Origin of the sequence: Novipirellula aureliae (assembly GCF_007860185.1) — a bacterium.
Taxonomy (GTDB): domain Bacteria; phylum Planctomycetota; class Planctomycetia; order Pirellulales; family Pirellulaceae; genus Novipirellula_A; species Novipirellula_A aureliae.
Genome location: NZ_SJPY01000002.1, coordinates 672,162 through 698,381, shown reverse-complemented (window position 1 = coordinate 698,381; position 26,220 = coordinate 672,162). Strand labels below are relative to the sequence as shown.

Here is a 26,220-nt window from a genome sequence, read left to right as displayed (position 1 = left end):
GATGAATACCTTGTGCTGGCTGTTGTCGGCGGCGTGTCTCTTGACGATGGCTTCATCCGTCAACGCTGCGGAGAAGAGGGCGGAGGTCACGGATGAGCATCCTATTTTTAATCCGAAATGCATGGCGGTGATGGAAGAGATTCGTAAAGAGATCCGAGGGAAATAAATGATGAGACTGTTTGGATTTGTGGTCGCCTTGGCGGTTTGTGCCTGCGGTTATGGTGAGTCAGTTGATGTTGTATTGAATACGGAATCTTACGCTCAATCGTTTGGCGGTGAGCGGGTGCTCAGCGCGCTCAAGGAAAAGGGAGACACCGGTGGTTTTGTAGACCCTACGGCGGCGGAAGGCGATGAGGCGATTCGCGTAACGTTGCTGCCGAACGGGGCGGACAAGACGCTGGTCGAAGCGGGATTTTCGTTAGCGAAAACAGCTGATGGAGTTGAGGTTCGCGCGATCGATGAGATCGGCGCGATGTATGGGCTTCTTGAACTGGCCGATATGATTGGGATTCACGGGTTAGAGTCAGTACCGGAGAAAACGGTCAATCCGCGGTTTCCGTTTCGCGCCATCAAGTTCAACCTGCCATGGTCATCGTATCGTCAAAGTGAGGAGCTACAGGCTTTGCATCATGAGACGTTGCGAGACATGGAATTTTGGCGAAGCTTTCTCGACATGATGGCGGAAAATCGCTTTAACGCATTGACTCTTTGGTCGCTGCATCCTTTCCCGTATATGATTCGGCCCACGAATTTTCCTAAGGCCTGCCCGTTTGATGATGCGGAGCTGGCGGAGTGGCAGACCTTTTGGCGTACATTGTTTAAAGAGGCAAAACTGCGCGGAATCGACGTTTACCTGGTCAATTGGAATATTTTTGGTTCCGAAGGATATGTGGATAATTATGATCCCGAAATGAATAAGGATACCGGGGCTCACTACACTCAGGCCAAGAACAGTCCCGAAATGGAGCGTTATACCAAGGAGTGTGTGACGCAGGTGATCAATGAGTATCCGAACCTTGCGGGGTTGGGGATCAGTCTGGGCGAGGCTATGAATGGCATGGAGGCGGAGGATCGCGAAAAGTGGATTTTCCGCACGTTCGTTGAAGGCATGAAAGCGGCCGACCGCAAGATTAAGTTTATTCATCGTGTTCCGTTCACCGCGCAGGCGAACAGCGGCGGCTCAACGGATCGTGCGACCGAGGAGATGACACGCAATGCGATCGATTCGCTAGATGTCGACGGCCCGGTCTGGGTGGAGATCAAGTTTAACTGGTCGCATGCGCATTCGACGCCGAAGCTGATTCAGGTACATGGCGGATCGATATCCGATGCTTATCGGAATCCGCTGCCAGAGAACTATGCCGTGACATGGATGATGCGGAATGAATCTTTTTATATTCTGCGCTGGGGCGAGCCGGACTTTATCCGCAAGCACATTGAGCTGAACGGACAACCGTATGTGGGCGGGTATTATGTTGGTTCGGAGTGTTACTTCCCTGGAAAGGAATACACGCATGTACCGGATCATGAGCACGTGACCTGGGATTATGCCTGGGAACGTCAGTGGCTGTTCTACAAGCAGTGGGGGCGTTTGCTGTACGATCCGAAGACGACCGATCAAGTGTTTGCGCTTGAGTTTGATCAACGTTATGGCAAGGGTGTCGGTGAGAAGATGGTGGAGGCGTTTAAACTGGCCAGTAAAATGCCGCTGCGTTTCGCATCCTATGTCGATAACTCCTGGGATTTCACGATGTATGCCGAGGGCATGCTGGTGACCGCTCGGTACCAAAAGTGTGGATACGATGATAAAAAATCACCGTTTCTATCTTTGGAAGAACTGATGGATTATGACGTTCTCGATCCCGCATATATTAGTGTGCTTGACTATGTGCAGGCGGAGCGTAATGGGACGCACGACGAAGAGCTGATTACGCCGCTGGAGCTGGCTGATGAGCTACAGGGGATCGGCGAAAAGGCGCTTGGCATCGTTCAAACGGTTACCGGAGATCATCCGACGCTGGAATGCGAAATCATGGATGTGCAGGCCTGGAGCCATCAGTGTCTGTATTTTGCTGAAAAACTACGAGCTGCCGTGGCGTTGGAACAGTACCGCGCAGACGGAGATAAAGAGAAACAAGCGGAGGCTGTCGCTACCTTGAAACGTGCGCAAAAGCATTGGCAGAATCTTGTCGCGGTGACCAAGCCTCATCACCAGCCGGTGACGACGATTCAGATGAGAAACCGGATTTTCTCCTGGCAGGGTTTGTCCGAAGAGGTCGCACGCGATATCGCGGTGGCGGAAACCTATGATCGGACGAAACAAAGAAAAGCCCGATAAGTCTTTGCCGGAGCGATGCTGGAATATCGCATAAATAATGAAAATATAAATTTTAAGAAGAAAGTGTAGTCATGGTGTGTGAGAGTTTGTTTAAAAGGTGGCAGTCAACATGTGTTTGCATCCTGCTTGGGGCGGGCGTTTTTTGTTCTGTTCCGTATGTGGGGCTAAGTCGTGTGCAGTCGGCTGAGGTTCAATTCAGTTCGCCGCTCAGTGTCTATTTGCATAACAATAAAGTCGCCGAGACGGAGAGCGACGTTGAACTGGTGATCGAGCGTGGGATTACGAAGTGGACAGGCAATGCCGCGTTGACATGGGACGTTGAGATTCCGGAAACGGATGAGTACGAGCTCTATCTGATTGCCAGTGTTAGCGAAATTGGCGATGGAACAACCCTGTTTGTCAAAACGGCTACGGACACCTATCCATTTTCTGTAAACCAGACATCGGGCCCGTTCCCGGGCGGTGAGAATTTTGCCGTTCAGCAACCGCTCAACTTCGAACGGGTCAAACTAGACGGTGTCATCGCCTTAGAAGCTGGCAAGCAAAAGATCACGCTCTCCACCTCGGAAGTCGAAAAAGAAGGGGTGGTCATTGATTTCCGTACGCTGGAGTTGCTGCCGGTTTCGAAGAAAGCGACGATCTTAAGCGATGAGGCTCGCGCAAAAAGTGCCAGGGCAAGTTTCGACTGGATGAACAAAGCCGGTTATGGATTGATGTTTCACTGGACCTCGCAATGTGTACAGCAAGAAGGCCCTCGGAAAACATTCGAAGAGGCGGTGAATGATTTTGATGTGCAAAAATGGGCTGACATGGTCGAAGAAACCGGCGCGGGATATGTCTACGTCACGATCGGTCATGCGGAATCGTATTGTCCGGCGCCGCTGGAAAGCTGGGAGCGAATTCATCCCGGCCAAACCACGCAGCGCGACTTGATAGAGGAGATGGCCAATGCGCTGAATGAGAAAGGCATTCGGTTTCTTTGCTATATCAATGGGCCGCTCGGTTTTAAATTTCCACGGTATGGGCAGGCAACGCCTGAGCAAAAAGAGGCGTTCGTTGCGAACGTTCACGATATTCTTACGGAAATGGGCAACCGGTATGGGGATAAAATTGCCGGCTATTGGTTCGATACGATGATCGCAATTTTTAAAGAGTATCCGCAAACTCCGTTCGAAGATTTGTTTAATGCCGCAAAAACGGGAAACAAGGATCGGCTGATTTGTCTGAACGCTTGGATCTGGCCCGATGTCTCTCCTTGGCAGGATTATTGGCCGGGCGAGGTGCAGGAACCGATCGCAGTTCCTGTGAATGGGTTCATGAAAAATGGACCATCCCCCAATCTTCCCTTTCAGGTTTTGCTGACCATGGAGAAGCATTCTTGGATGGCACGGAAATCGGGAATACCCGATCCAAAATTCACCTCGGAACAATTGAGCTCCTATATCAAGGACTGCATGGAAAATGGCGGTGCGGTCACCATTAACATGGCGATTTTTCAAGATGGAACCGTCGGCGAAAAGGCTTTGCAGGTCATGCGAGAAGTGAAGGAAAGCATTCGGTAGGACGGTGCTACCTGAGCGGCTTGGGAAATTATCAGAAAATTCAATTTACAGAATGTCCAAGTAGATGAAGAATCAAGGTTTGTTTGGAGTCTGTATCTCGATGCTGATCATCGGATTGGCTCAGGCTGCGGACGATTCCGGACGGAACAGTCATTTCTGGATCACGTTACGGCCACAGGCCGGAACGACGTCCGGCAACGATACGGATTTGGTGCTGGCCAACGGATACCGTCGCGTGGATCTTGGCTCGTCGGATCTTTCCTGTGAACGCGTCGATAATGGCTCGAACCGGGTGTATCAGATTAGCTGGACGGGAAACAGTTTTCTCGGAGACGGCGGGGCGGAAACGCTACAGTTCAATGCGGTGGTTGATTTTAATGGGGCCGTCTCTACGCTGGAAAACGTAACGGTAGACGGTGTGGATCTTTCCGCTCATGGACTGGTGTTGCAGGAACTTGATTCGCGTGTTGCCGACGGAAACCTGCGTTTGAATTTCGTCGTGAGGAACCCCGCCTTAACGGTCGAAGATCCGGATCATGCTTTTGCCGATCTGCCGGATGGCCATACTTACGGGCCGACCCCTTATCAACCAACAACGCAGGCTAAGCTTGAACGTGCCTTTCCCAAGTTTTCGTGGGATCGCGTCCCCAGGACGATGCTGATCCGAAAGCCTACTCCTTTCACAGCCGAACAGTACAAACGAGTTGCCAACCGTTACGATATCGTGGTGCTGGAAAAGGCGAATGGTGGGATGCCAGGCTATTGGGAAAAAGCGACATCACTGAAGAAGGTAAACCCTGACATCAAAGTTCTCTACTATTGGAACTCACGCATCTATTTCGGTCACAATGGGGTGGATGATTCGATTGAGGACAAGAGGGATGAGTACATTGATCCGGACTTTGTCATTCGAGGTAGGCTGCCCACTTTCCAGCGGGAAAATCCTGAGCTAGTCGCTTGGTGGGCTGGCGTGTGTCACAAAATGATGGGACTGGTCGAAGGGGTTGCTGCGGACGGGGTCACACCGTTTCAAGATTTCGAAAACTGGGAGCACGGTTCTCCGATTGACGGCTATTTTATCGATAAGAAAGGCGTTCCGATCAGCATGCTCAAGCCTCTCTATGATGGTTCGACGGACGATAAGTTTGGCATGAACAATAATGGCGACAATCGCGACCGCATCCCTTACCTGGATGGTACCTACCGGGAAGGCTGGGCAGGGGGAGCAACCGCAATTGCCAACGCCATTGCGTTGGCTCAGGAAAGCGGAAGAAACCAGAAGCTGACGATGCTGAGGAATCCCGTCCATAACGCGACAGACAAACGCAACGTGGAGGATCGCGTCGATGAAAATTTAGCCATCTATTTAACCTATGCGGAGAAGTATGCTTATTTCTATTGGGCGCCAACGGTCGACGCTTCGCAACCGGATTGGATGTGGATCACCGACTACGTCGACCAGTTCAACCGGCCCTTGGGAAAACCGTTCGGTGATGCTATTAAAGACAACTGGATCTACTGCCGTGGCTTTGAACATTGCGATGTTTTCTTCAATCTGAAACCTGATTCCGGAAGTACAGTAAGCAGGGTCTATTGGAAGAATGACATTGGTAGCCCAGCTTTAGACGGCAGTGGTTTTTCGAAAACAGACGATACCTATACGCTGCAAGGAAGCGGGCATCTTTCAGGCGTCTCGGACAAGTTCTTTTATCTCTCTGACCTTCACTACGGGGATGGCAAACTCGCTGCGAAGCTCGAGGCTCTGGACGATTCCCATGCCGGTGCCAGGTCGGGGATCATGTTCCGCGAGCGGAATGAACCGATGACAACGGAACTTGATTTCGCAGAGGATTACACGGCTGCTTATCGCGATGGCACCGTTCTTTTGCCTGATGCCCGGACGGTTGCGGTGCTTCGAGATCCGTCGGGGCAGATGCATATGGTTTACCGTTCAACCACGGCTGGTGAGCTGCGCTCCGCGGGTACATTACCTCCTGCCCAGGGGCCTTATGCAACGCTGACTCGAATCGGTGATACTTTCACTGGGTACGCCTCCGCGGATGGAGAGACCTGGACGAAGATCGCGCAAGTCGACCTCTCGTTGGCTGAAAAGGTGGAGGCGGGCATGGTTGTTTGTTCCGGTGATGACAACTCCTTGGCTGAAGCGACCTTCCGAGCGTTTTCACGTGAAGAGTCCACGCCTGATGCCGCATTCCCAAAACGCCCACCCGTGCGTAGGGCCCTCGAGCGGTAATTAATAATGAAGACGTTTACAAAATCTCAATGCTAAGAAAAGGAAGTGCGAATATGAAAACCCGACGTGATTTTATGAAATCGGGACTGGCGTTTGGAGGTGTCATCGCATCTGGCGGAATCCCTCTTTATGCACAGGATGAGGCTACGAATATCCCTTCCTATTTAAAGGGGTATGAGGATCTTTATGCTCAGGATCCACACCAAGCTGCGCTAGCGTGGTTCAAAGATGCCCGCTTTGGACTCTTCATGCATTACGGCTTGTACTCCATGCTCGGACAAGGCGAATGGGTTCAATTCAGGACGAAAATACCGGTCCCGGAATACGAGAAACTGACGGCGCGGTTCAATCCGGAAAAGTTTGACGCCGACTTCATCACCGATCTCGCACTCGAAGCGGGCATGAAGTACGTCAACCTGACCAGCAAGCATCATGATGGATTCTGCCTTTTCGATTCAAAAAACGACAATTGGAATTCCATGGCGGTGGCCAAACGTGACTTGTGCGGAGAACTGGCCGCTCAATGCCAGAAAAAAGGCCTGGGCTGTTTCTTCTATTACTCCCTACCGATGGACTGGCACCATCCTTACTCCCTCTCACGCGAATACGGCCAATACTATCGTCCGGCTTACGAGGTCAAACCCGAACAGTACAAGTTCGAAAAGGTTGAAGACCTGCAGAAGTATCTGGACGATGCCAAGGGACATCTCCGCACGCTGCTGAGCGATTATGGTCCTGTTGCCGGGGTATGGTTTGATACCTGTACGAGCTACTTCATGCAGTCTGACCTTTTCCCGCTGAATGAGATTTACGCGATGGTGCGCAGCATTCAGCCGAACTGTTTGATCAGCTTCAAACAGGGGTGCACGGGAACCGAGGACTTCGCCGCACCCGAACGCAAAGGGCGCTCGATGGCCGACCGACTTCGCAACCGGTATGGCGACAAGGTCGGCGATCTCGCTGCACACGCCTGGGATCAGAACAAAGTCAAGCACAATGAGATCTGCGACACGCTTCAACCGGGCGGATGGGCCTACAAGCAAACTGACGAAGGGAAGCACAAGACGCCGGATCAGGTTATGGAAATGCTGCAAGCAGCCGGTGACCAGAATTGCAATCTCTTGCTAAATACCGGACCGTTGCCTGATGGATCGATTCATCCTGAAGACATTGTTACTCTAAAAGAAGTCGGAAAACGTTTGCGGGCACAATAGTGTGTTAGGGAAGGTATAATGAGCCCCGCGCTTTGTCAGCGATGGGAATCAGTTTGGCAGTAGTGGATCTTGTTAACGGGCTGTCGATTTAATCGGTTTGACTCGACTGATTGTTTAACGCCAAGCCATAGGCGACCGCTTGTGGAAAAGCTGACGCCTTCGGCTAAGCGTTAAACGATTAAATCGACAGCCCGTTAAAGATCCACGACCCTCAAAGGGAACCAACCGCTCCGACAGGTTGTTTCTGTTGAGGGTTGTTGCAGGCGATCGCGTTGTTGAATGGATCGATGAAGGCTTTAGAGCGTTGGAACCAAATTTATATTGTTATGAAGGAATAAAGCAGAAATGAAAACTTGTATCTTTGCAATCACGATGGTATTGTTCGGCTGGACGACCGGCTGGGCGGATACGCCAAATATTGTTTACATCCTTGCGGATGATCTCGGTTATGGCGATGTCCATTGTCTGAATCCGGAGCGTGGAAAAATTGACACGCCCCGAATGGATCAATTGGCAGCGCAGGGAATGGTCTTTACTGACGCCCACTCCAGTTCAGCGGTTTGTACGCCGACTCGATATGGTATCCTGACCGGACGCTATAATTGGCGTACCCACCTGCAGACCTTTGTATTGATGGGCTACGGTCAACCCTTGATCGATAAAGACCGTGTCACGGTTGCCGATTTTCTAAAAGGGCAGGATTACCACACGGCTGCGGTTGGGAAGTGGCATTTGGGATTGGGCCTGCCCACGACCGACGGCAAGCCAGCCAATCGTCAGGGTAGCAATGTTGATTGGACAGGCGTTATCACCGACAGTCCCGTCCACCATGGCTTCGACTATTTCTATGGCATCTCGGCTTCGCTCGACATGCACCCTTATATCTACATTGAGAATGATCGATTTGTCGGCGAGTGTACGGTTCGGAAAAACTTTTGGCAAAACCGAGAGGGACCTGCCCACGCTGACTTTGAGGCCGTGGACGTGTTGCCTGAGATAGGGCGTAAAGCAACCGACTACATCAAGCAACAAAAAGCTGGCGAACCGTTCTTTCTCTATGTGGCTCTGACCTCGCCGCACTCGCCGATTTCGGTCGCTCCGGAGTGGCAGGGGAAAAGCGAGTTGGGGCCGTATGCTGACTTCGTCATGCAGACCGATCACGTGATCGGTAGGATTGCCGACGCTGTTGATGCGGCTGGGTTTGGAGAGAATACCCTCTTTGTGGTCACCAGCGATAACGGTTGCTCGGCAAATCCTTCCGATGCTCCCGCTTTAGAGGCTCAAGGGCACTATTCCAGTGCCCAGTATCGAGGCTCTAAATCCGATCTTTGGGATGGCGGGCACCGCATTCCGTTCATCGTTCGTTGGCCGAATAGGGTAGAAGCAGGGTCGGAGTGCGACCAAACGATCTGCCTCACCGATCTAATGGCGACCTGTTCGGATATCCTTGGAACATCGACTCCTCCCACGGCTGGAGTCGACAGCGTCAGCTTTCTGCCGGCCTTGCAGGGCAAGCCTATTGTGTCTACTCGCAATGGGGTCGTGCATCATTCCATTAGTGGTCATTTTGCCTATCGCCAAGGCAAATGGAAACTTCTACTGGCAAGGGGATCGGGTGGCTGGACGTCCCCGAAGGAAGCTGAGGCGGCCAATCAGGACGCCCCGATGGCCCAGTTATACGACATGGAAAATGATCCTAGCGAGACCACCAATCTCTATGCATCACAGCCGGAAGTGGTGGCACGCCTGCTCGAACAATTGGAAGCGGATGTTGCGCGCGGACGAAGTACCGATGGAGTGGCGGACCAGAACGATGTTGATCGAATCAAGCTTTGGAAAAGTGGTCCGAAGTGATAGCGATAACGGGGGGAAGATAAACTTTAGGTTTGCCCCATCATTGGATGTGTAATGCAACTTCCCGAGGCGGTCGGGGAGGTGTTCGACCAAGAGCGATAGTGGAAAGTATTTCTAGCATGCAGAACCAAGTGTGGTTTGGCGTCTGTGTGTGTGTATGCTGATCGTTGGATTGGCATGAGCTGGGAACACCTAAAGAGAAATAGAAAATGAATCGGAACCACAGATGCATTCTGGTAATCCTTGTCTCGTTCCTGCTGGCTCCAGGCTCGACGCTTGCGCAATCGAGAACGACCGAGCATTATCCGACCTTTCGTTGGGACACCGTTCCGGTTGGATTCCACTTTGCCAAAGACGGTCCGCTGATGACGCCAGAGGAGGCCAAGTTCGTGGCCTCCCACGGTAGCTTTATTTGTCTCGAAAAGGGACATGCCAATAAGCAGTTCCGATACACCGAAGATGGGATTGAGCAAGAAGCTCGGCAATTGAAGGCGTTCAACCCTGAGATGAAAGTCATCTTCTACTGGAATACCTTTCTCGATTACGGCATGTTTCGGGCTCACCAGGAGTATGAACAACATCCAGAATGGTGGCTTAAGCGAGCGGATGGGACCTTAGACTTTAAGAATAGTAGGTTGAAACGATATGATCTATCCAACCCCGAGGTCAGGGCCTGGTGGACGGACGTGGCTCAGAACGCGGTGGTTGAGGGCAGTTGTGATGGCATCTTTTTAGACGCATTACCACAAATCAAAGCCGAGGCGAACAAAGCGATCTGGGGGCAAGAGAAGTTCGATGCGATTCAGCAGGGCCTTGCCGAATTGATCCAAGAGGCCCGCAGCAAGATCGGTGAGGACAAACTCATCTTCTACAACGGTATTCGCAGCACACCTAATCTGCAAATCGGCGTTGACTACCTAGAGCACATCGACGCGGTCATGATTGAGCATTTCGGCCACTTCGATAGCGGGTCCAAGGAAAGCATGCTGAAAGATATCCAAGAGATGAGCCGAGCTGGAAAGCAGGGAAAAATCGTTGCCTTCAAGGGCTGGCCCGGTTTTACTTTTATCGACAGGGCCGCGATGAGCAAGCCTCTGGAGGAGCAGAAAAGGCTGGCTGCTGAGAACATCACCTTTGCACTAGCGGCCTTTCTCGTGGGCGCCCAAGAACATTCCTATTTCGTCTACAACTGGGGCTATCGCATGAGGCTTGGCTGCATGGAGTGGTATCCGGAGTTGGACAAGAAACTAGGCCCCCCTCTGGCCGATGCCAAGCAAGACGGCTGGGTGTTGGAGCGTGACTTTGAACACGCCCATGTCTGGATTGATCTGGAATCAAGAGAAGCTCGTATCGATTGGCACTAGCCCGGATGATTCATGGGCTTGCAAATTGTTTTTCTAACGTCTACGCCTTAAAGCGTTTACGTTCATTGCTCGAAAAACAGTCTGCAAGCCCATGAATAATCCGGGCTAAACGTCTCTCCGACGGATTCCTTCGTTTCCATGACAGCGGACACGTTTATGTTCGATAGCTTGCCAGTCATTAATAAGAGGTTCTGGGTTTTTGTTCACTATCAGCCGCAAGGCGACCTCGTTGATTTGGCACTCAGCACCTGGAGTCAATAATCATGAATGGGGGCAATGAATGGGTGCACAAGCCATTCTTTTGACGCCCTAAAAATGGTAGGTTTGTTCGGATTAGGCCCTCGTGTCGTCAGCATTCGTGGATTTCAGTCTCAAAACGGAGTTGGTTCATGCAAGAACAGATCAGAACCTATCGTGCACTTGAAATGTCTGCGTTGCATCGGACCACAATTGTGCTATTTATTCTGTATTCAGCACAGCTAAACGCGACCACCGTTTCGTTAGCGGCAGACATCCATGGAGCCGACGGGCGGTTTAGGAATCTGGAGGCTGCCCGGAATGTCATGCGTCAACTGTCTCGAGAGACGCGAACAGAACAGCCGACCGAAGTCGGTATCCAAACTGGCATCGATAGGCTAGAAATTCTTCCATCCCGTCAAGGCAGTGAGTTTTCAGAAACCGGGTTGAATCGCGTCCTATCGAGTCGTGAAAGTCGCCAAGACTTTAGGCGATTGGACGTTCTTTTGACCGTTGACTAAACTCTTGCCGAGTTTCGCTACCAATAAATCGCAGCCTCTTCGGGTTAAGTCGGTAAACGAGCAAGCATGATAGATCACAAGAAAAAAGCACAGACACTCATCGTTGGCGTGGGCGCATCGGCTGGTGGTTTCGAGGCGTTTCAAGAGCTACTGGAGCATGTGGGAACCAGTGAGCAATTTGCTATCATCTTTGTCCAACACATCGACCCGCAGAGTGAATCGTTGCTGAGTGATCTGCTCGCCTCGACGACGCAGATGCCCGTTGTGGAACTTTCCGGACGAAAGAAACTCAGGCCGGGTCACATCTATCTCGCACCGGCTAAGCAGTACTTGGATGTCAAGAACGGAGCCGTGCGGCCGACGATGCTTGAAACAGGGCAAAGTCCGCTTGCGGCGATCGACTATTTCTTTCATGCGTTGGCCCGCGACCAAGGTGATCGGGCGGTTGGCGTCGTGTTATCGGGTGCTGGTAGCGACGGGACCGTGGGTTTAAAGGCGATCAGCGACGCGGGCGGTTTGACGTTTGCCCAGGATGCCACGTCCGCCAAGTTCGACAGCATGCCTCGTAGCGCGGCCACAACCGGCGTAGCCGATTATGTTTGCCGCCCCAGTGAAATCGCGGCTGAATTGCTACGTTACGCCGAACATGTGAACGAGTTTGGTGGCGACGCCATGGTCGAAAAGGTTCACAAACAGGTCGGCGAGGCCATTCCACGAATCACCGAGCATTTGCTGTCGGTGACCGGTCACAATTTTCAGCATTACAAGATCGCCACATTAACGCGGCGTATTCAGCGGCGGATGCAGGTTTTGAAGATCGCGACAGCCAGCGAGTATCTGGTGCATTTGCAAGGTGATGAAGACGAAGCTCAGGCGTTGTTTCGAGAGTTGTTGATCGGTGTGACCGCGTTCTTCCGTGATCCGGAGGCTTTCGATGCCCTTCAGTCGAGCGTATTACCGGGTATTTTCGAAAACAAAGGGCCCGACGACATTGTTCGCCTTTGGGTTGCTGGGTGCAGCACGGGCGAGGAAGCGTACTCCATTGCGATCCTGTGTCACGAGTATTGTTCGAAGCTTGACAACCCACCCGAGTTTCAAATCTTTGCGACCGACATCGATGAACGGGCATTGCACACCGCGCGTGCGGCCACTTATCCATCGGGAATTGAAGAAAGCGTCAGTCACGAGCGTCTCAAATCCTACTTCGTCAAACGCGGCAAACGCTATCAAGTCATTAAGAAGGTTCGTGAACGCGTTCTCTTTTCCAAGCACAACCTGATCAGTGATCCACCTTTTTCACGGCAAGATTTGATCTCGTGTCGCAACCTACTGATCTACCTGGGAGCTCATCTGCAAGAAAAATTGATTCCACTTTTTCACTATGCGCTGCGACCTTCTGGGTTCCTGTTTCTCGGTCCGAGCGAAACGATTTCATCGCATGGTGAACTGTTCCGAGCCCTTGATTCCAAGTTTCGAATCTCGCAGCGAAAAGGAACGGCGACGGGATCGCTCAGCACGCTTGCCGTCCGCGGCGGTGAGGTCAAGCCGATCCATTCCGGCGCCAAGCAGCCAGATGAAGCCGTCGATCTGAACAGTATTCGGCAACGCATTCTTCTTGACGAGTTCACCCCAAAAGCGGTGGTGATCGACGAAGCGGGTCAGGTGCTCAATGCTTCCGACGGCATTTCGAAATACTTGGCGGTATCGGGCGGCGATTTTCACAACAATATCGTCAAAATGGCATTGCCTGGTTTGCGAATCGGCCTTCGCGCGGCGATCAATGAAGCAATCAACGCGAGGAGGAAAGTGACGCATGAAAACTTGTCGATTCGCGACAACGATTGCATTCAGCCGGTGATGTTGACCGTGCAACCGATGCCGCAGTTGGGCGAGCAAGATGAATTGATGATGGTCATCTTTCATGATGTGGGAGAACCGATCCGGCGTGAGCAGGACGATAAAATGACCGACTCGCCGGCGACCGGTAACCAGGATGCCGATGCCATCATTGCTCAAATGGAACGGGAGCTTGAAACGACGCGCAGCGATTTGGAACGCACGATGCAGGATATGGAGGTTGCAAACGAAGAGTTAAAATCGTCCAACGAAGAGCTCTTGTCGATGAACGAGGAGTTGCAATCGGCCAACGAAGAGCTGGAAACGTCCAAGGAAGAAATTCGCACGAGTGGTGACGCCGTGGCCCGCGCTCACGACGATCTGGAGAACCTGCTTCGCAGCACTCGCATTGCCACCATTTTCCTCGACGAAAATCTCAACATTCGCAGTTTCACTCCCGCTGCGACTGAAATCTATGGTCTGATTCCCACCGACGTTGGACGCCCACTCACTCAGATTGTTCCCAACGTCGTTTTGATGCCACCCCTACCAAGTCCGGAATCGCTACACGAAGGGAGTGTTGATAAAGCAACGGTGGTCACCTCATCGGGCCGATCTTTCATCCGTCGTGTCTTGCCCTATCAATCTTATGCGGGTGATTTAAGGGGCATGGTAGTGACGTTTACCGATGTTACCGAACTGCAAGAAAGCGAAGAAAGATTCCGTGCCACATTTGATAACGCGGCTGTCGGAATCGCGCACGTGGGGCTCGATGGCCGATGGATCAACGCGAATGCACGGTTCTGTGAGATTGTCGGCTACGACCTCGAGACACTCCAGCAGAAACATTTTCAAGAGATCACGCATCCCGATGAATTCGACGAAGATGCTTTCCAAAAAGAGAAATTGCTGGCGGGGGAAATCGATTATTATGCGATGGAGAAACGCTACCTCCGTCGCGACGGTGAATATGTGTGGACGCGGCTGACCGTCTCGCTGGTCCGTAATTTGAAAGGCCAGCCCGCTCATTTCATTTCGGTGATTGAAGACATTTCCGAACCAAAGCGATTTACTCGGCAGCTTGCCGAGCGTGAAGCGCATCTACGCCGCGTGATCAATAACCAACTCGGGTTAGTCGGTGTGATTGATCGCAACGGTATTCTGTTGGAAATCGACGACCGATCGCTCGAGATCGCACGCACTCGCCGCGAGGAAGTCGTCGGAAAGCGGTTCACCGACACACCATGGTGGAGCTACGATCCGAAGGTCGCCGAAAGGATGCGTGACGCGATGGATCGCGCGATGGCGGGTGAATTTGTGCGGTTCGACGTTTCATTGTTTGCTCATGGTGAAGAAGGCGTCTTGATCGACTTCATGATTGCGCCTGTGAAGAACGAGGCCGGAGAGGTGGAATATCTGATCCCATCAGGCGTCGACATCCGTGAACGTGCTGCCTATGAACGCTCGTTGAAGGAAACATCCCGCCGAATGGAAATGGCGATGCGTGCTGGGGGAATGGCCGCCTGGGAATGGACGCCCGAAAAGAGCATTTGGACGGAGCAACTCTATGATTTGCTTGGTATTGATCCCGAGCAAGAAGCGAGCACTGAAATGTTGTTTTCAATCGTTCACCCCGATGATCTCGATGAATTGAAGTCGCATTGGCAGGCCGCCGTGGACGGAAGCGATTCCTACGATGCCGAATTCCGTATCATCCGGCCAGACGGCGAAGTGCGTTGGATGAATGGCATGGGCGAAGTGGTCCGCAACCGAGCTGGAAACGTGGTCAAAATGTATGGCGTCAATTGGGATTCGACCAAAGAACATGATCAATCCGCCGCTCTACGCGAGAGCGAACAACGTGCCCAAGCCGCCAACGCCGCCAAGAGCGAGTTTCTCGCTAATATGTCGCACGAAATTCGCACACCCATGACCGCAATTCTCGGTTACGCCGATTTGCTAAAAGAGTTTGTTCACGCCGAGGAAGCGAAACAATACCTGCAAACGATCCGTCATAACGGTAACTACCTGCTGGAAATTATCAACGACATTTTGGACCTGTCCAAAATTGAAGCCGGCAAGTTTGAAGTCGAACGTGAGCGATTCGATCCGACCAGAGTGATCGAAGACGTCCGAAGCATCATGGACGTCCGTGCCCAGGAAAGCGGATTGACGCTAACCGTTGAGTACGATGGGAAATTGCCTCAAGTGATTGAATCCGATGCTAAGCGGCTTAAGCAGGTTTTGATCAACTTGGTCGGCAATGCAATCAAGTTTACTCGCGAAGGCCGCATCCAAATTCGGGTCCGATTCGATAGTGGTACGCCGCAGCCTCTCCTGTCGAATTCCGAGACATCGGAAGGCTTCTGCCCCCCTGCAAAAGGCTTTTTGCACTTCGATGTCGTCGACACCGGCATCGGTATGAACCAGCAACAGCTCGATCGTCTGTTCAAGCCATTTTCCCAAGGCGACTCGAGCGTTTCGCGACATTTCGGCGGCACAGGGTTGGGGTTGGCGATCAGCAAAAGACTCGCAGAGATGTTGGGCGGTGAGATTACGGCCAGCAGTACTCCGGAAGTCGGCAGCACGTTCACCGTCTCAATCACAACGGGAGACATCGCCGATCAACCGCTGGTGGATCATTCGAGCGGCGAGGGGAAAAGCGAATTGTCACCGAGCGAAAATGGAAACGCTGCTGCTATTGAAGCTTTGAATTGCCACGTTTTGATCGTGGACGACCGACGCGACATCCGCTTTCTCAGCAATCATATTCTGACCAAAGCAGGGGCAACGGTCGAGGAATGTGAGGACGGGCAACTCGCCGTGGAGCACATCGTGGGGGCCATTGAAAGGAACAAGTTGCCTGATCTCATTCTCTTGGATATGCAGATGCCCAACCTGGACGGTTACGAAACCGCTCGAAAATTACGACAGCTTGGCTACGCTGGCCCAATTATCGCCCTGACTGCCGACGCAATGCAGGGCGATATGAACGAATGTCTCGAAGCCGGATGTAACGATTACCTTAGCAAGCCTATCGACAACGCCGCGATGTTACAAAAAATTGCCGAGATGATTTCGTAGGACGTCAAAACAATAACGTTTGCAGAGGGCATTTCGTTTGCAAGCTTATTGTTTCCCAGGACGCCTTAGGAAGACTCGGTTTGCTGGCTTCGATCCTGAACTGGCATGGCATTGCTCGAGGATCTGACAGAATGCCTGCGAATCGATCACCTCTACATGCCACATGTTGCTTGTGCGTAGGCTCCATGCCGAAAACGAGCATGTAGGCAGCCTTCGGGCTAGGAGTTGGCACGGAATATGCATTTAGCTGCTTCCGAAACATTCATCCGATCCACCCAATAGGAGTCTCTAAGATGCCAACGACTATTCAAACTCAATTCAAACGCGACGTTCTCAATGACGAAAAGAACGAAGAATGCACCTCTTTGCTGCAACGCAATTTGACCAACCTGATCGACTTAGCGCTGTTGATGAAGCAGGCTCACTGGTGCGTCGTGGGACCCAACTTCCGCAGTATTCATTTGCAACTCGATGAAATCATCGCGACCGTACGAGCGGCCAGTGACGAGGTGGCTGAACGCATTTCGACGCTCGGCATCGCTCCCGATGGTCGCTCTGGATCGGTTGCGTCGGCAAGCGACTTGCAGCAGTATCCTGAAGGTTTTCTTAAGGCTGGACCGACGATTGCTCATGTTGCCGATGCGATGAAAACCACGATCGATGAACTGCGGTCTGCTATCGAGAAACTTGGCGATCTTGACCCGGTCAGTGAAGACATGTGCATCGGCATTGCAGGACCACTCGAAAAACACTTGTGGATGCTACAGGCGCAGGAAGAGTAGTCGATAAACCGATATTCTTTCTCGTCGGCGATGGGTAAGTAGATCCGGCAAGCGGTTTTGATCTGAGTTTTACCGAGCGGTCAAAGTTCCGCTCGGCAGATCCAAGTCGATGAATCGGATAACCACATCGTCAAAAGAACCTTTGCATTTGAAACTGTAGAGTCCGCATTGACCCGATACTAGATCGGTATCGGTGACACGGCATTGTCGTACACCGTTGACATAGCCCTCTAGCAAAGAGTTGTTGACAACAAACTTCACATCGACCTCTGTGCCCGGCGTGAGTATTGCCTTCGGTCCTTCGGCCAAGATTGAGGTTGTTCCACCGACTCTCTTGAGTAGCTTCCATGATTCCTTGTTGTGGAAAAAGCGATAGACATTGTCGTTGTCTGTATAGCGAGCAATAACGCCTATGCCGGTATCTGGAGCGTAGGATTGATCCAGTTTTAATTTCGTCTCAACGGAGACATTTACGTACCGACCCTCCGTAAAGGCATAGCGTGTCCCTGAGCTGTTGTCGACCTGAAACGCGTGATCTCCGTTGGAGATGACCGACCAGTCGCCCCCGTTGTTCGACCAAGCATCGGTTCCCGTTTCAAAATCCTCTGCAAATTCCGCAGGCACAATCGGCCCGGTTTTATTGGCAATTGCGTAGGCGACGGAGGGTCGATTTTCGTCCGTGTACACCGTTGTCTCGGTGATGCGACAATCGGGGCCGCCGTTTTGGCGTTGGTCCGTGGAATTGGTATAGTTGTCGTGCGCCCACAAATCGTAACAGAGGCGTTGGGTATACTGTAGCCAACGCTGATCTCTACCGTCGGGATACTTGACATTCTCCACCACATTATGGCGAATCTCAATCTCGCCCGAGCCGTTGTCGTTTTGAATGCCTCGGAGAGGATGATTATAGACCGAGTCATGCAGGTAGTTGTACTCGATGAGGGATTTGGGCATTTGCCCCGTCGTGTAGATCGCACCGCCATCATAACACTGCTGGTTAAAGTCCGAGATATCGTTGAAGCGTACGACATTATTTTTACAGGTGGTCGAATCGGGGTGGTTGCCATGGCCCCATCCCAGAGTAATACCACTGTACTTGGTGTCATGGATGCGATTGTGCTCAATCACCAGACGATCGGTGATGTAACCCGAGATGGCACAGGCACCCCAGTACTCTCGCGCCGTATCTTCGATCGTGTTGTTCCTTATCCAGTTCTGGGCACAGACCTCTTCATCGAGCACGCCAAGGTCATCGAATTCCATGCAGGTCGTTCCCTCGGTGACCCAATTCCATTGGCCTATATTGAACCAATCGGGAAATGGATCGACGTCGAAGTCATATTGAGCGACGCTCTTATTGTCCACGTTCAACAATTGGACGTTATCAAAACGCACTTTGGCGTTATCTGCGACCAACGCAAATGTGCCTCTCGATCCAGTGGGATCGTCAACGCTGCATTGGGACACGCCATTGACAAAGCCTTCCAGCTTGGAACCCTTCACAACAAATTTCACTGTGTAGTCCGTATGGTTGGCGATCGGGTAAGCCGGCCCCGTTGCCACCACGGTGGTCTCGCCGGCAGTCACCTTGGCGATCTTCCAGTGGTTGTCATGGTGGATGAACTTGATGAGATTGCCAGAATTCGTAACATTGGCCAGTCCCATCTCGGTTTCGCCCTCGTGTTCGTCAACGCGTTTGAGCTGAACCTCGATGGTGCCGTTGGAAGAGGCTTGGGGGAACCGGCGGCATGTGTTGCCTGTGTTCAAATAGACATGCTCCCAATCGCCGATCGCAATGGCCGAGTCCGAAATATCTCTAAATCGATTGCCTTCGATCAGCGTATGGCTCACGCCATTGAGTGCATCGAGACCGGCTCCACCTAGGTGCTTAAACACGTTGTTCTTAAAACAAATACCATCCGTCGCTTCGAGACACACGGCCGCCTTGGGGCGATAGTCCGAAGATTCGGTCATGGCATAGCCACCGTCTCCATCGCTCCATTTCGAGGCTTGCTGCGCAAAGGCGCCTGCGGTCGAGGCCCGCAGCTCGGTGGTGTGGGCGAAGGTGAATCCCTCGAAACGGAGGTTCTCTACTTTTTCGGTGAGCGATGCACCTCTGATTCGAATCAGAGTCTCGGTCTTGGGGATAAATACCTCCGTGGTGGACATGTCCTCTCCTGGTAGAGGCCAGTAGGTGAGGGTGTCGGTGCTTCGGTTGAAGTACCATTCGCCCGGTGTATCCAAGAGCTCGTAGGCATTTTCAATATAAAAAGGCTTCTTAAACGAAAACCGATTGTGGCCTGTGCTTTTCAGTGACCAAGCGAAGTAGGGTTGATCCATCACAATCGCTATTTCGCCCGGCCCAGACGCAGCAAAACGATTGACGGGCACACGATGGAAAGACCAATTGGACACCTGGACCAATTCCATATCTCCAGGATTCTCAAAGTTGGGAATCGAGGACGAATCCAGAATTAAACCGACCTGAGCACCTGAATCATCATGGAAAAAATCTTTTCCTCGATGGGATCTTGCGCTGACCGCGCGCTGTGCCCTACTGTCATTGACATACATTTGGCGGAAGTTTTCTACGGCAGTGACCTTGGTCTGAAAAAGGTTCGTTCCGGCGACTGGTGTCCAGCCCGTGACCTTCACACCGCCGGTCAATCGAGGTGTTTCCCCGGCCTTGGCACGATAGATCACCGTGTGGCCGTTCTTGCCCGAATCGATCTCGCTAAAATCAATGGTGGAATGGATGGGGTATTCACCACCCTCGACAAGCACCAGGATATCGCCGGTCATGGACTGATTGATTTTCCGAACCGCGTCACGTGCCTTTTCGATCGTCTTGAAGGGCGCGGCTTCCGTCCCGGAATTTTGATCATTGCCACTCGGCGACACATAGTAGGTCACCTGAGCTGTGATCTCGTCCGCTTGGGCTGACCCAGCACCATTTCCCATGGTGATTACCGCTGAGATCACCACGGTGATCAAAAACGGACAAACCACGGTTGAACAACAAAATTGCCTATGCATATCTTTCTCTTTTTGTATTCACTTTTTGTACTAACGTAGTTCCACGGCCAATACTTGTCCGGGGGAAATTGATACCATCTCGGCGAGTTCGACGGAGACACCGATCTCATTCCTCACCAGCTTGACATTCAATTTCTTGCCACCAAGCGTCACGGTGGCCTCTTTGATTTTCGAATCACGAGGATTCAAGCGAAGTGTCTTGAGCGAAAGCGAGCCCCAGTGCACATCGAGTTCAGCCGTCATCTTGCCGCCATCGATTGTTTGGCTGAAGGAACCCCAGCCTTGGGCAGCAGTGAATGGAGCCCGGAAGTTCTCGGGACCGATGACGGGATCGAAGCCGATCATCGCTGCTGGGCCGTCGTAAACAAAACCACAAGAGGCCAGGAACACCGCGTAGGACGCCATGGCGCGGGCATAGTGATCGGAGCATTCGATTTCGTTGTAAGGATTGCGTGCTTCGGGGCGATAGCGATCATGGATGGCGCGGGTAACGGCCAAGCCCTGCCTCACCAGCTGTGGCGTTCCTTCGGCAACCATGTGGGCCGCAGCTTGATATTCGAAGCCGCTCATGCATTCATTGAAATATCGATACGGCCGGTGGTTCCTGAAATTTTCACGCAGCCCACCGTTGGGCCAGGTACACATGATTAATCCGGCGTCACCGGTCCAGGCATAGAATCGTCCTTCACGAAAGGTTTCGCGGAAAGTTCCGACGTCCGGCACAAAGTTGTGTTTCCACAGCGAGTTCAAGGCAGACTGCATATGCTCGGCGTTATACAAGCGACCAAGCCCCAGCTGATTGGCCCAGAACTGTCCAATGACCTGATCAATATAAACGCCCGGTCCCACGCCGATGGCCTCGGGATGGTTCGGATCTTCTTCCTGGACGTAATACTCTCCGTTATACAGCGTCTCGATTCCCTTACTGCCCTTCTCGTATAGACCGCGGCACAGCGTCTCGAATTCAGTATCGCCAACTCGTTTGGCCATTTCCTCACCGGACCGTAGGGAGGCAAGGTAGAGCGAACTGATGGCATGGACCTTACCGTACCACGATGCATCCAACGTGTTATGTTGCTTGCCATCGAGTAAGCCGTCAAAATCGCCGTCGTTACGGTCGAAGTCGATAAGGTACTCTAGAGCCAGCTTGATCTTGGGCCAGTTGGTTTTCAGGAATGAGTCGTCCGCACTGAGCAAGTGTTCGCGATAGGAACGCAGTACGGTGCCGCATTGGCCGTCGATGGCGATACCCCCGCCCTCGGCGCCGTCGATTGTCCCGCGAAACGGCACCGCGCCGTTGGGCAACTGTGCGAAGCCAAAGTCCGTCTTCTCGCGTAGGTTGCGTTCCAGCGATGGGAACAGCCGGGCCATTCCTTGGGCGTAGTGCCAAACGTGAGTGCAGGTGCCATGGCAAACCCCAATGCCTTCCCAGGCCCAAAAACGCCCGCCGTTGCCATCGGCCAGCAGGAAGCAGTTCGCTGTCTGCAGAGTATCGGCCGTCGCCATCGTCCGATCCAGCAGCCACTGCGGCAAGGTGGAATCATTCCAGGTATCCACCCACTGCAAGGTCTGGGATGAGAGCCGCTCAAAATTCTTGGCCACATGATGTGCGACCGCCAGCGCATCCTTAAACCGAGAGGCATACTCATTCTTATAGGCGACCAATGGATCCTTAAGCTGTTCTCGGACTCGGACCACTGGAAAATGCCAGCTCACAAGGAACGTGAATTCCTGACTCTGTCCCGATTCCAAGACCACATTCGCCGCAATCCCCGGGATCTGCTCGACGACTGTCTGTTTCCCAGCCCCCAGATAGGACATGGCCATCGTGCCCTTATGAACCGATGGGGGTAGCCCCGCATTTTTACCTCGCCCAGCCGGAAGTTGCATCTCACAGTGATGGCTGACAGAGGTAAACCGTGGATCGCTCTGAAACGCCCCTTGTTGATCTGCAACCGCAACCGTGCTGATGTTCTCAAGCCAGCCAACAAGCTCCGCCGAGACGGGCTGATCCGACACATTGGTCAAGCGATAGCTCAATACGGTGACCGGCATCGTTGAGTCGTCTAGGCTCAGCGGGATAAATGGCGAGTAGGCCTTCAATTCGGCATCGATCGGACTCGTGGAATCCTTATACGAAACCGTTCCAATCGGCCATTTACCGGTAAACTCGACTGACTCCCATCCCCCTGCATTGAATTCCTTCAGGCTTCCATCCTGAAACCTGATACCGAACCCTTGTGAAAAGTCTGGAGTAAACCTTTCAAAGGTCGGCGGGTTTAAATAGCTTGATCCACTCGCTGCATTTACGTGTCCGGTCCTGGTGCCTCCGGGAAACCCCATCGGCGACTCGGTCGTATTGGGCAGGACGCCAGCGTATCCCTGACTCCAAATATCCCAGACATAGAGGCGTCCGTCGCCGCTCAAATAGACCGTGCCACAGCCGATGCCTCCGACTGGCATACCGATGAATTTCAGCGAATCATCCCGCTTCGAACCAGCAATTCCGGTATCGAGAGCATGCCCCCGCTCGGTCAGCGATTGAACCCAGGCCGGATCCAGTTGCTTGTCCTTGGGAATCGTGTTGCGATACAAGGTGCCAGGATCTACTGCAAACGCTGCAGGAGCGAGCAGGCAGACGGCCAATACAACTTGAAGCCGCGCTTGTGGATACATTAAAATAAACCGTCCTTTCACAGTCAAAAACCGATTCTCTCTCTTCCTGTTCCCGAGCGGTTTTTCTACTTCAAGCACTCGGTAAATTCTCTATCGCAGGATGTTTTTCCTAGCGATGGACTACAATCCTTACGTTGTGGATCGCGATGCGACGGTGCTCTACATCGCCAGCGCCCCCACCTTGAGTTCCACCCAACGGTCGGTCGCGCCCGTCGCATCTTCGGCACGCAAACGGAATTTGTGTTCCGTTTCCGATGTTTCCGTGGGCATGCCCTGCAACAACCAATGTCCAGGCTGTGCGGTGTCTTGCTTGAGGCTCAACCAAGTCGGCGCGTCCACTAAGCTCAGGGTCACATTCTCCCCTTCAGGATCCCAGAAATCGACACCTTCCACCAGCGTACGTGAATAGGCCTGGCTCATCGTGGCATCGGGCAGGTAGGTTTCTGCCCGCGACCAATTCGGCGCACCGGGAGCTTGGTGGATACTCAAATGCTCATCCATCAAGGCTAGCTGAGCCATGCCCCAATCTTGGATCAGCAATTCATCCCCCGCACCCTCGGGTCTTACGAGGGGCGCCCCCCAAGAGATGGCGCCGCCGCCTCTGGCGGATTCCAGATTCCAGAGCAGAAATTCTTCATCGGTTAACCCTGGCGTCGAGCCGGTATTCCAACGGGTGCTACTCATGGGCGGATCAAAATGCCCCACAACCTTGTCGTCCCAGGTCCAGGCCCCGCCGGCATGGACGTTGCCACCGGTCTCGGTGATCTTTTGGATGTGCGCGTAGTTTCTTTCATAGGTCCTCGAAGCATGATCCCCCAGGCTTACCCGGGGAGCGTAAGGATGGCCGAACATATAATCATCGTACCGCGTCGCTTCCGAGAACGGATTCAACTCTTCGGTATCTCTCTCGGGACCGTTATTAAAACAAACCGCCGTATTGGGATTCCCAGCACGACAAGCGAGAGCAAAGGCTCGGTAGAGCCTCTGATCCTCCGCTTTGCCACTCGTAGGATTGTCGCCGTTTCTTCCTATGAATTGGTGACCGGCATCGAACAACCAACCATCAACCAAATCACCATAGCGGATCGAGTAATCCTTTAACACAAACTCCGCATAACAGAACATGTATTTCCGATTCGGATACCGGGCATGGGTATGGTACGGCTGGCTGGCGATGAAAGCCTGAGCCTCAGGGTTGGTGTCGCACCAAGCTTTCCACCGCTCCGTGATATTTGGGAAAGCGCTCGGGTTTTGACCCGTGAACGCCAACATGTTCGCGGAATTGACATAGAGTTGTGTTTTCAACCCGGCCGCCTTGGTCGCCTTGAGCATTTTCAAGAAGGGATCCTCTCCGGCTGACTTGCGAGGAACCACGAGATTGATGGGGTTTCCACGAGCATTCGTGTCGCCTTGCCACAGGCTTTCCAGCAAATCATGCGTGCCCAGATGCACGCATGAATTCTTGTGTGAATCCCCTAAATGTAGCTGAAGATAATCGATAGTCTTCAGCCCACTGATCTGGTCAAGGAAATCGTCAATGGTGAGGCTTTCACTTCGCCCATTGTACAAGTTCACCGGTTTCCAATTGAGTCCCCACGAGCCTCTGAGCCAGTCAGCGCGTTTGCCTAGCAAGGGATCTGGGAGAGTTTCAGCCGTATCCGACGGAACACTCTCTCCCTGAGCCTGCGTTGATCGAGCACACCAGGCGTTTGCGGTCAATAAGATCAGTATTGTCACAAGATGTCGCTTCATTGATTTTTCCTTCTCTGAAATGGCCGTCTGTACGAAAACCGACAACGACGGCTCCCGCGATAACGGCAATGGTATTAAGTTTCGAGTCCGTAATAAATCATTGCTTACTTGCCATGAACGGCCTTGCGTACCTCTTCCATCACGGCAATGCACTCGGGATTGAAGACGGGGTGATCATCCGTGACATCCGCGGTTAGAACCAGGTTGATGGTCACCGGAATCTTGGCCTCTGCCATACGTTTGAAGAAGTCAACGTATTCCTCGGTGGAATGTACCGGACCTGGTCCCCACTTAGCATTCATCGGTCGATTGATAAACCAACCGTCCCGGTCCATGAGACACCACCATGCAGGAGTGACGTCGCCGAGTTGTTTGCCTGGGCCGAAGAGTTGGGGATCAGGTTGTCGTAGTTCGCTGCCGCCATCGGTGACGCCCAGTTCGCTAAAGGGACTGACCGCCGGTCCTCGGTTGGTACTGAGGCCGACCACCGCGTTGGGATTGCCCGCCTTGATCGCACGGGCCCAGCCTTCCCACGATGGATTGAGGGGATAATCCCAGGCCAGTGCGCCGTCCATATAGCCAAAGCCCTTCAGCTTCTCTCCATAACGCAGACTACAATCGCGTAGGATCGCTTCGATATTGTCGCTGAAACGCTTGGTGTCCGGATCGTTGGCACCCAGAGCCTCACGCCATACCTTGGGGTCGTAGCCGTTATAGCCGGTGTGTAGATAGAACAGGGTGGCAATGCCGCGCTTGTCCAGTTCGTCGATGATTTCGCCCAGCAAATCGCGTTCGGCCGTGCGTCCTGGAGCAACCTTGTCGATGGCGGCGTTAGGGCCGGGCCAATAGAATCCCTGGTGTGTCGCGGTGAAGGTAATCCAAGAGGCGCCCGTGCGTTCGACGGCATCGGCAAACACGTTGACATCAAACATCTCCACCGATTTTTGAAACCAGTCCGCTCTCTTTTCACCAATATTGAAACCGCGACTCTGTGACGACCAATGGACGAAGATGCCATATTTCCCCTCGATCATCCACGAGGCATCGCCACGAATCGCCTTGGCCCGCTCCACTTCTGCCTTACGCGCTGCGGCCGTGCCCAATTCGATGGAAAACAGGTGGAAATCTTCCGTCACACCCTGGCCGAACCGTGGAGATCTACCTGAAGTTGCCACCGGTTTGGCATCAGGCACGCGAAAAGTGATCTGGTTCTCGCCAGCCTTAAGATGCATGGTACCGGGCAACTCCTGACGCCAGAAGAAGGGGCGGTAGTCCCAGGTCCTGATGATGGATGGAGCCGTCAGGACAGAGTCACCCGAGCTAACCTCCAGTTCCGCCTGTTCTTGCTTGCTGTAGAGCACGTCGACGACGTATTCATCGTCCTGCGGTACGTTGACCGTCCAGGTCACCGTGTCCTGTGGCGAATCAAAACCGTGTACCACATTGCTGCTCCTCGAATGTCGCTTGGCGTTGCCGGACAGTGCCCCATTGGAGGCGATGATGGCGGTCACGCCATCGGGACGCAGTTGGTATACCTTGGTGGATGACTGGTTCGCCTCCTGCGCAAAAGTAACGCTCGTCGCACTCGGTATCAACGCCGCTAGCAGCAAGTAGCTCCAAGTCTTCATTCTGTGGTTCTTCATTGTTTTGCTCTGATATTCCATGGTGTTTAAACGTTTATAACGAATCGTAAGTGTCCAGATTGATTGT

General features: G+C 52.7%; 14 protein-coding genes. 10 read left to right on the top strand and 4 right to left on the bottom strand.

Annotated features, from left to right (window positions below):
• The first annotated feature begins 1 nt into the window (after position 1).
• The 10 genes from Q31b_RS28050 to Q31b_RS08340 all read left to right on the top strand — a co-directional run bounded on the left by Q31b_RS28050 (position 2) and on the right by Q31b_RS08340 (position 17,046).
• Complete coding sequence (locus Q31b_RS28050; RefSeq protein WP_197171170.1) at positions 2-166, top strand: hypothetical protein; 165 nt, start codon at positions 2-4, stop codon at positions 164-166.
• Positions 167-2,338, top strand: a complete 2,172-nt coding sequence (locus tag Q31b_RS08380; RefSeq protein ID WP_146599213.1) for a hypothetical protein — start codon at positions 167-169, stop codon at positions 2,336-2,338.
• Between the two features lie 71 nt (positions 2,339-2,409).
• Positions 2,410-3,900 carry an alpha-L-fucosidase gene (locus Q31b_RS08375; protein ID WP_146599212.1) on the top strand — a complete coding sequence of 497 codons (1,491 nt, stop codon included), beginning with the start codon at positions 2,410-2,412 and terminating at the stop codon, positions 3,898-3,900.
• Between the two features lie 64 nt (positions 3,901-3,964).
• Positions 3,965-6,154, top strand: a complete 2,190-nt coding sequence (locus Q31b_RS08370) for a putative glycoside hydrolase (RefSeq protein WP_146599211.1) — start codon at positions 3,965-3,967, stop codon at positions 6,152-6,154.
• 53 nt (positions 6,155-6,207) lie between these two features.
• Positions 6,208-7,368 (top strand): alpha-L-fucosidase, encoded by a 1,161-nt coding sequence (locus tag Q31b_RS08365; RefSeq protein ID WP_146599210.1) that lies wholly within the window; start codon positions 6,208-6,210, stop codon positions 7,366-7,368.
• A 345-nt stretch (positions 7,369-7,713) separates the two neighbouring features.
• Complete coding sequence (locus tag Q31b_RS08360; protein ID WP_146599209.1) at positions 7,714-9,222, top strand: sulfatase family protein; 1,509 nt, start codon at positions 7,714-7,716, stop codon at positions 9,220-9,222.
• A gap of 209 nt (positions 9,223-9,431) precedes the next feature.
• Positions 9,432-10,586 carry a putative glycoside hydrolase gene (locus Q31b_RS08355; protein WP_146599208.1) on the top strand — a complete coding sequence of 385 codons (1,155 nt, stop codon included), beginning with the start codon at positions 9,432-9,434 and terminating at the stop codon, positions 10,584-10,586.
• Positions 10,587-10,975: 389 nt separating this feature from the next.
• Positions 10,976-11,344: a hypothetical protein gene (locus Q31b_RS08350; RefSeq protein ID WP_146599207.1), complete on the top strand. Its 369-nt coding sequence runs from the start codon at positions 10,976-10,978 to the stop codon at positions 11,342-11,344.
• Positions 11,345-11,410: 66 nt separating this feature from the next.
• Positions 11,411-16,264 (top strand): chemotaxis protein CheB, encoded by a 4,854-nt coding sequence (locus Q31b_RS08345; RefSeq protein WP_146599206.1) that lies wholly within the window; start codon positions 11,411-11,413, stop codon positions 16,262-16,264.
• Between the two features lie 293 nt (positions 16,265-16,557).
• Positions 16,558-17,046, top strand: a complete 489-nt coding sequence (locus Q31b_RS08340) for a Dps family protein (RefSeq protein WP_146599205.1) — start codon at positions 16,558-16,560, stop codon at positions 17,044-17,046.
• 69 nt (positions 17,047-17,115) lie between these two features.
• Here Q31b_RS08340 and Q31b_RS08335 read toward each other — a convergent pair whose 3' ends face one another.
• From Q31b_RS08335 to Q31b_RS08320, 4 genes are all read right to left on the bottom strand, one after another.
• Positions 17,116-20,082 carry a right-handed parallel beta-helix repeat-containing protein gene (locus Q31b_RS08335; RefSeq protein ID WP_146599204.1) on the bottom strand — a complete coding sequence of 989 codons (2,967 nt, stop codon included), beginning with the start codon at positions 20,080-20,082 and terminating at the stop codon, positions 17,116-17,118.
• A gap of 30 nt (positions 20,083-20,112) precedes the next feature.
• Positions 20,113-22,779 carry a GH116 family glycosyl hydrolase gene (locus Q31b_RS08330; protein WP_231617426.1) on the bottom strand — a complete coding sequence of 889 codons (2,667 nt, stop codon included), beginning with the start codon at positions 22,777-22,779 and terminating at the stop codon, positions 20,113-20,115.
• 138 nt (positions 22,780-22,917) lie between these two features.
• On the bottom strand, positions 22,918-24,510 hold the full coding sequence (locus tag Q31b_RS08325; protein WP_146599202.1) for a hypothetical protein: 1,593 nt from the start codon (positions 24,508-24,510) through the stop codon (positions 22,918-22,920).
• A gap of 104 nt (positions 24,511-24,614) precedes the next feature.
• Positions 24,615-26,174 (bottom strand): alpha-L-fucosidase, encoded by a 1,560-nt coding sequence (locus tag Q31b_RS08320; RefSeq protein WP_146599201.1) that lies wholly within the window; start codon positions 26,172-26,174, stop codon positions 24,615-24,617.
• Positions 26,175-26,220 lie beyond the last annotated feature (46 nt).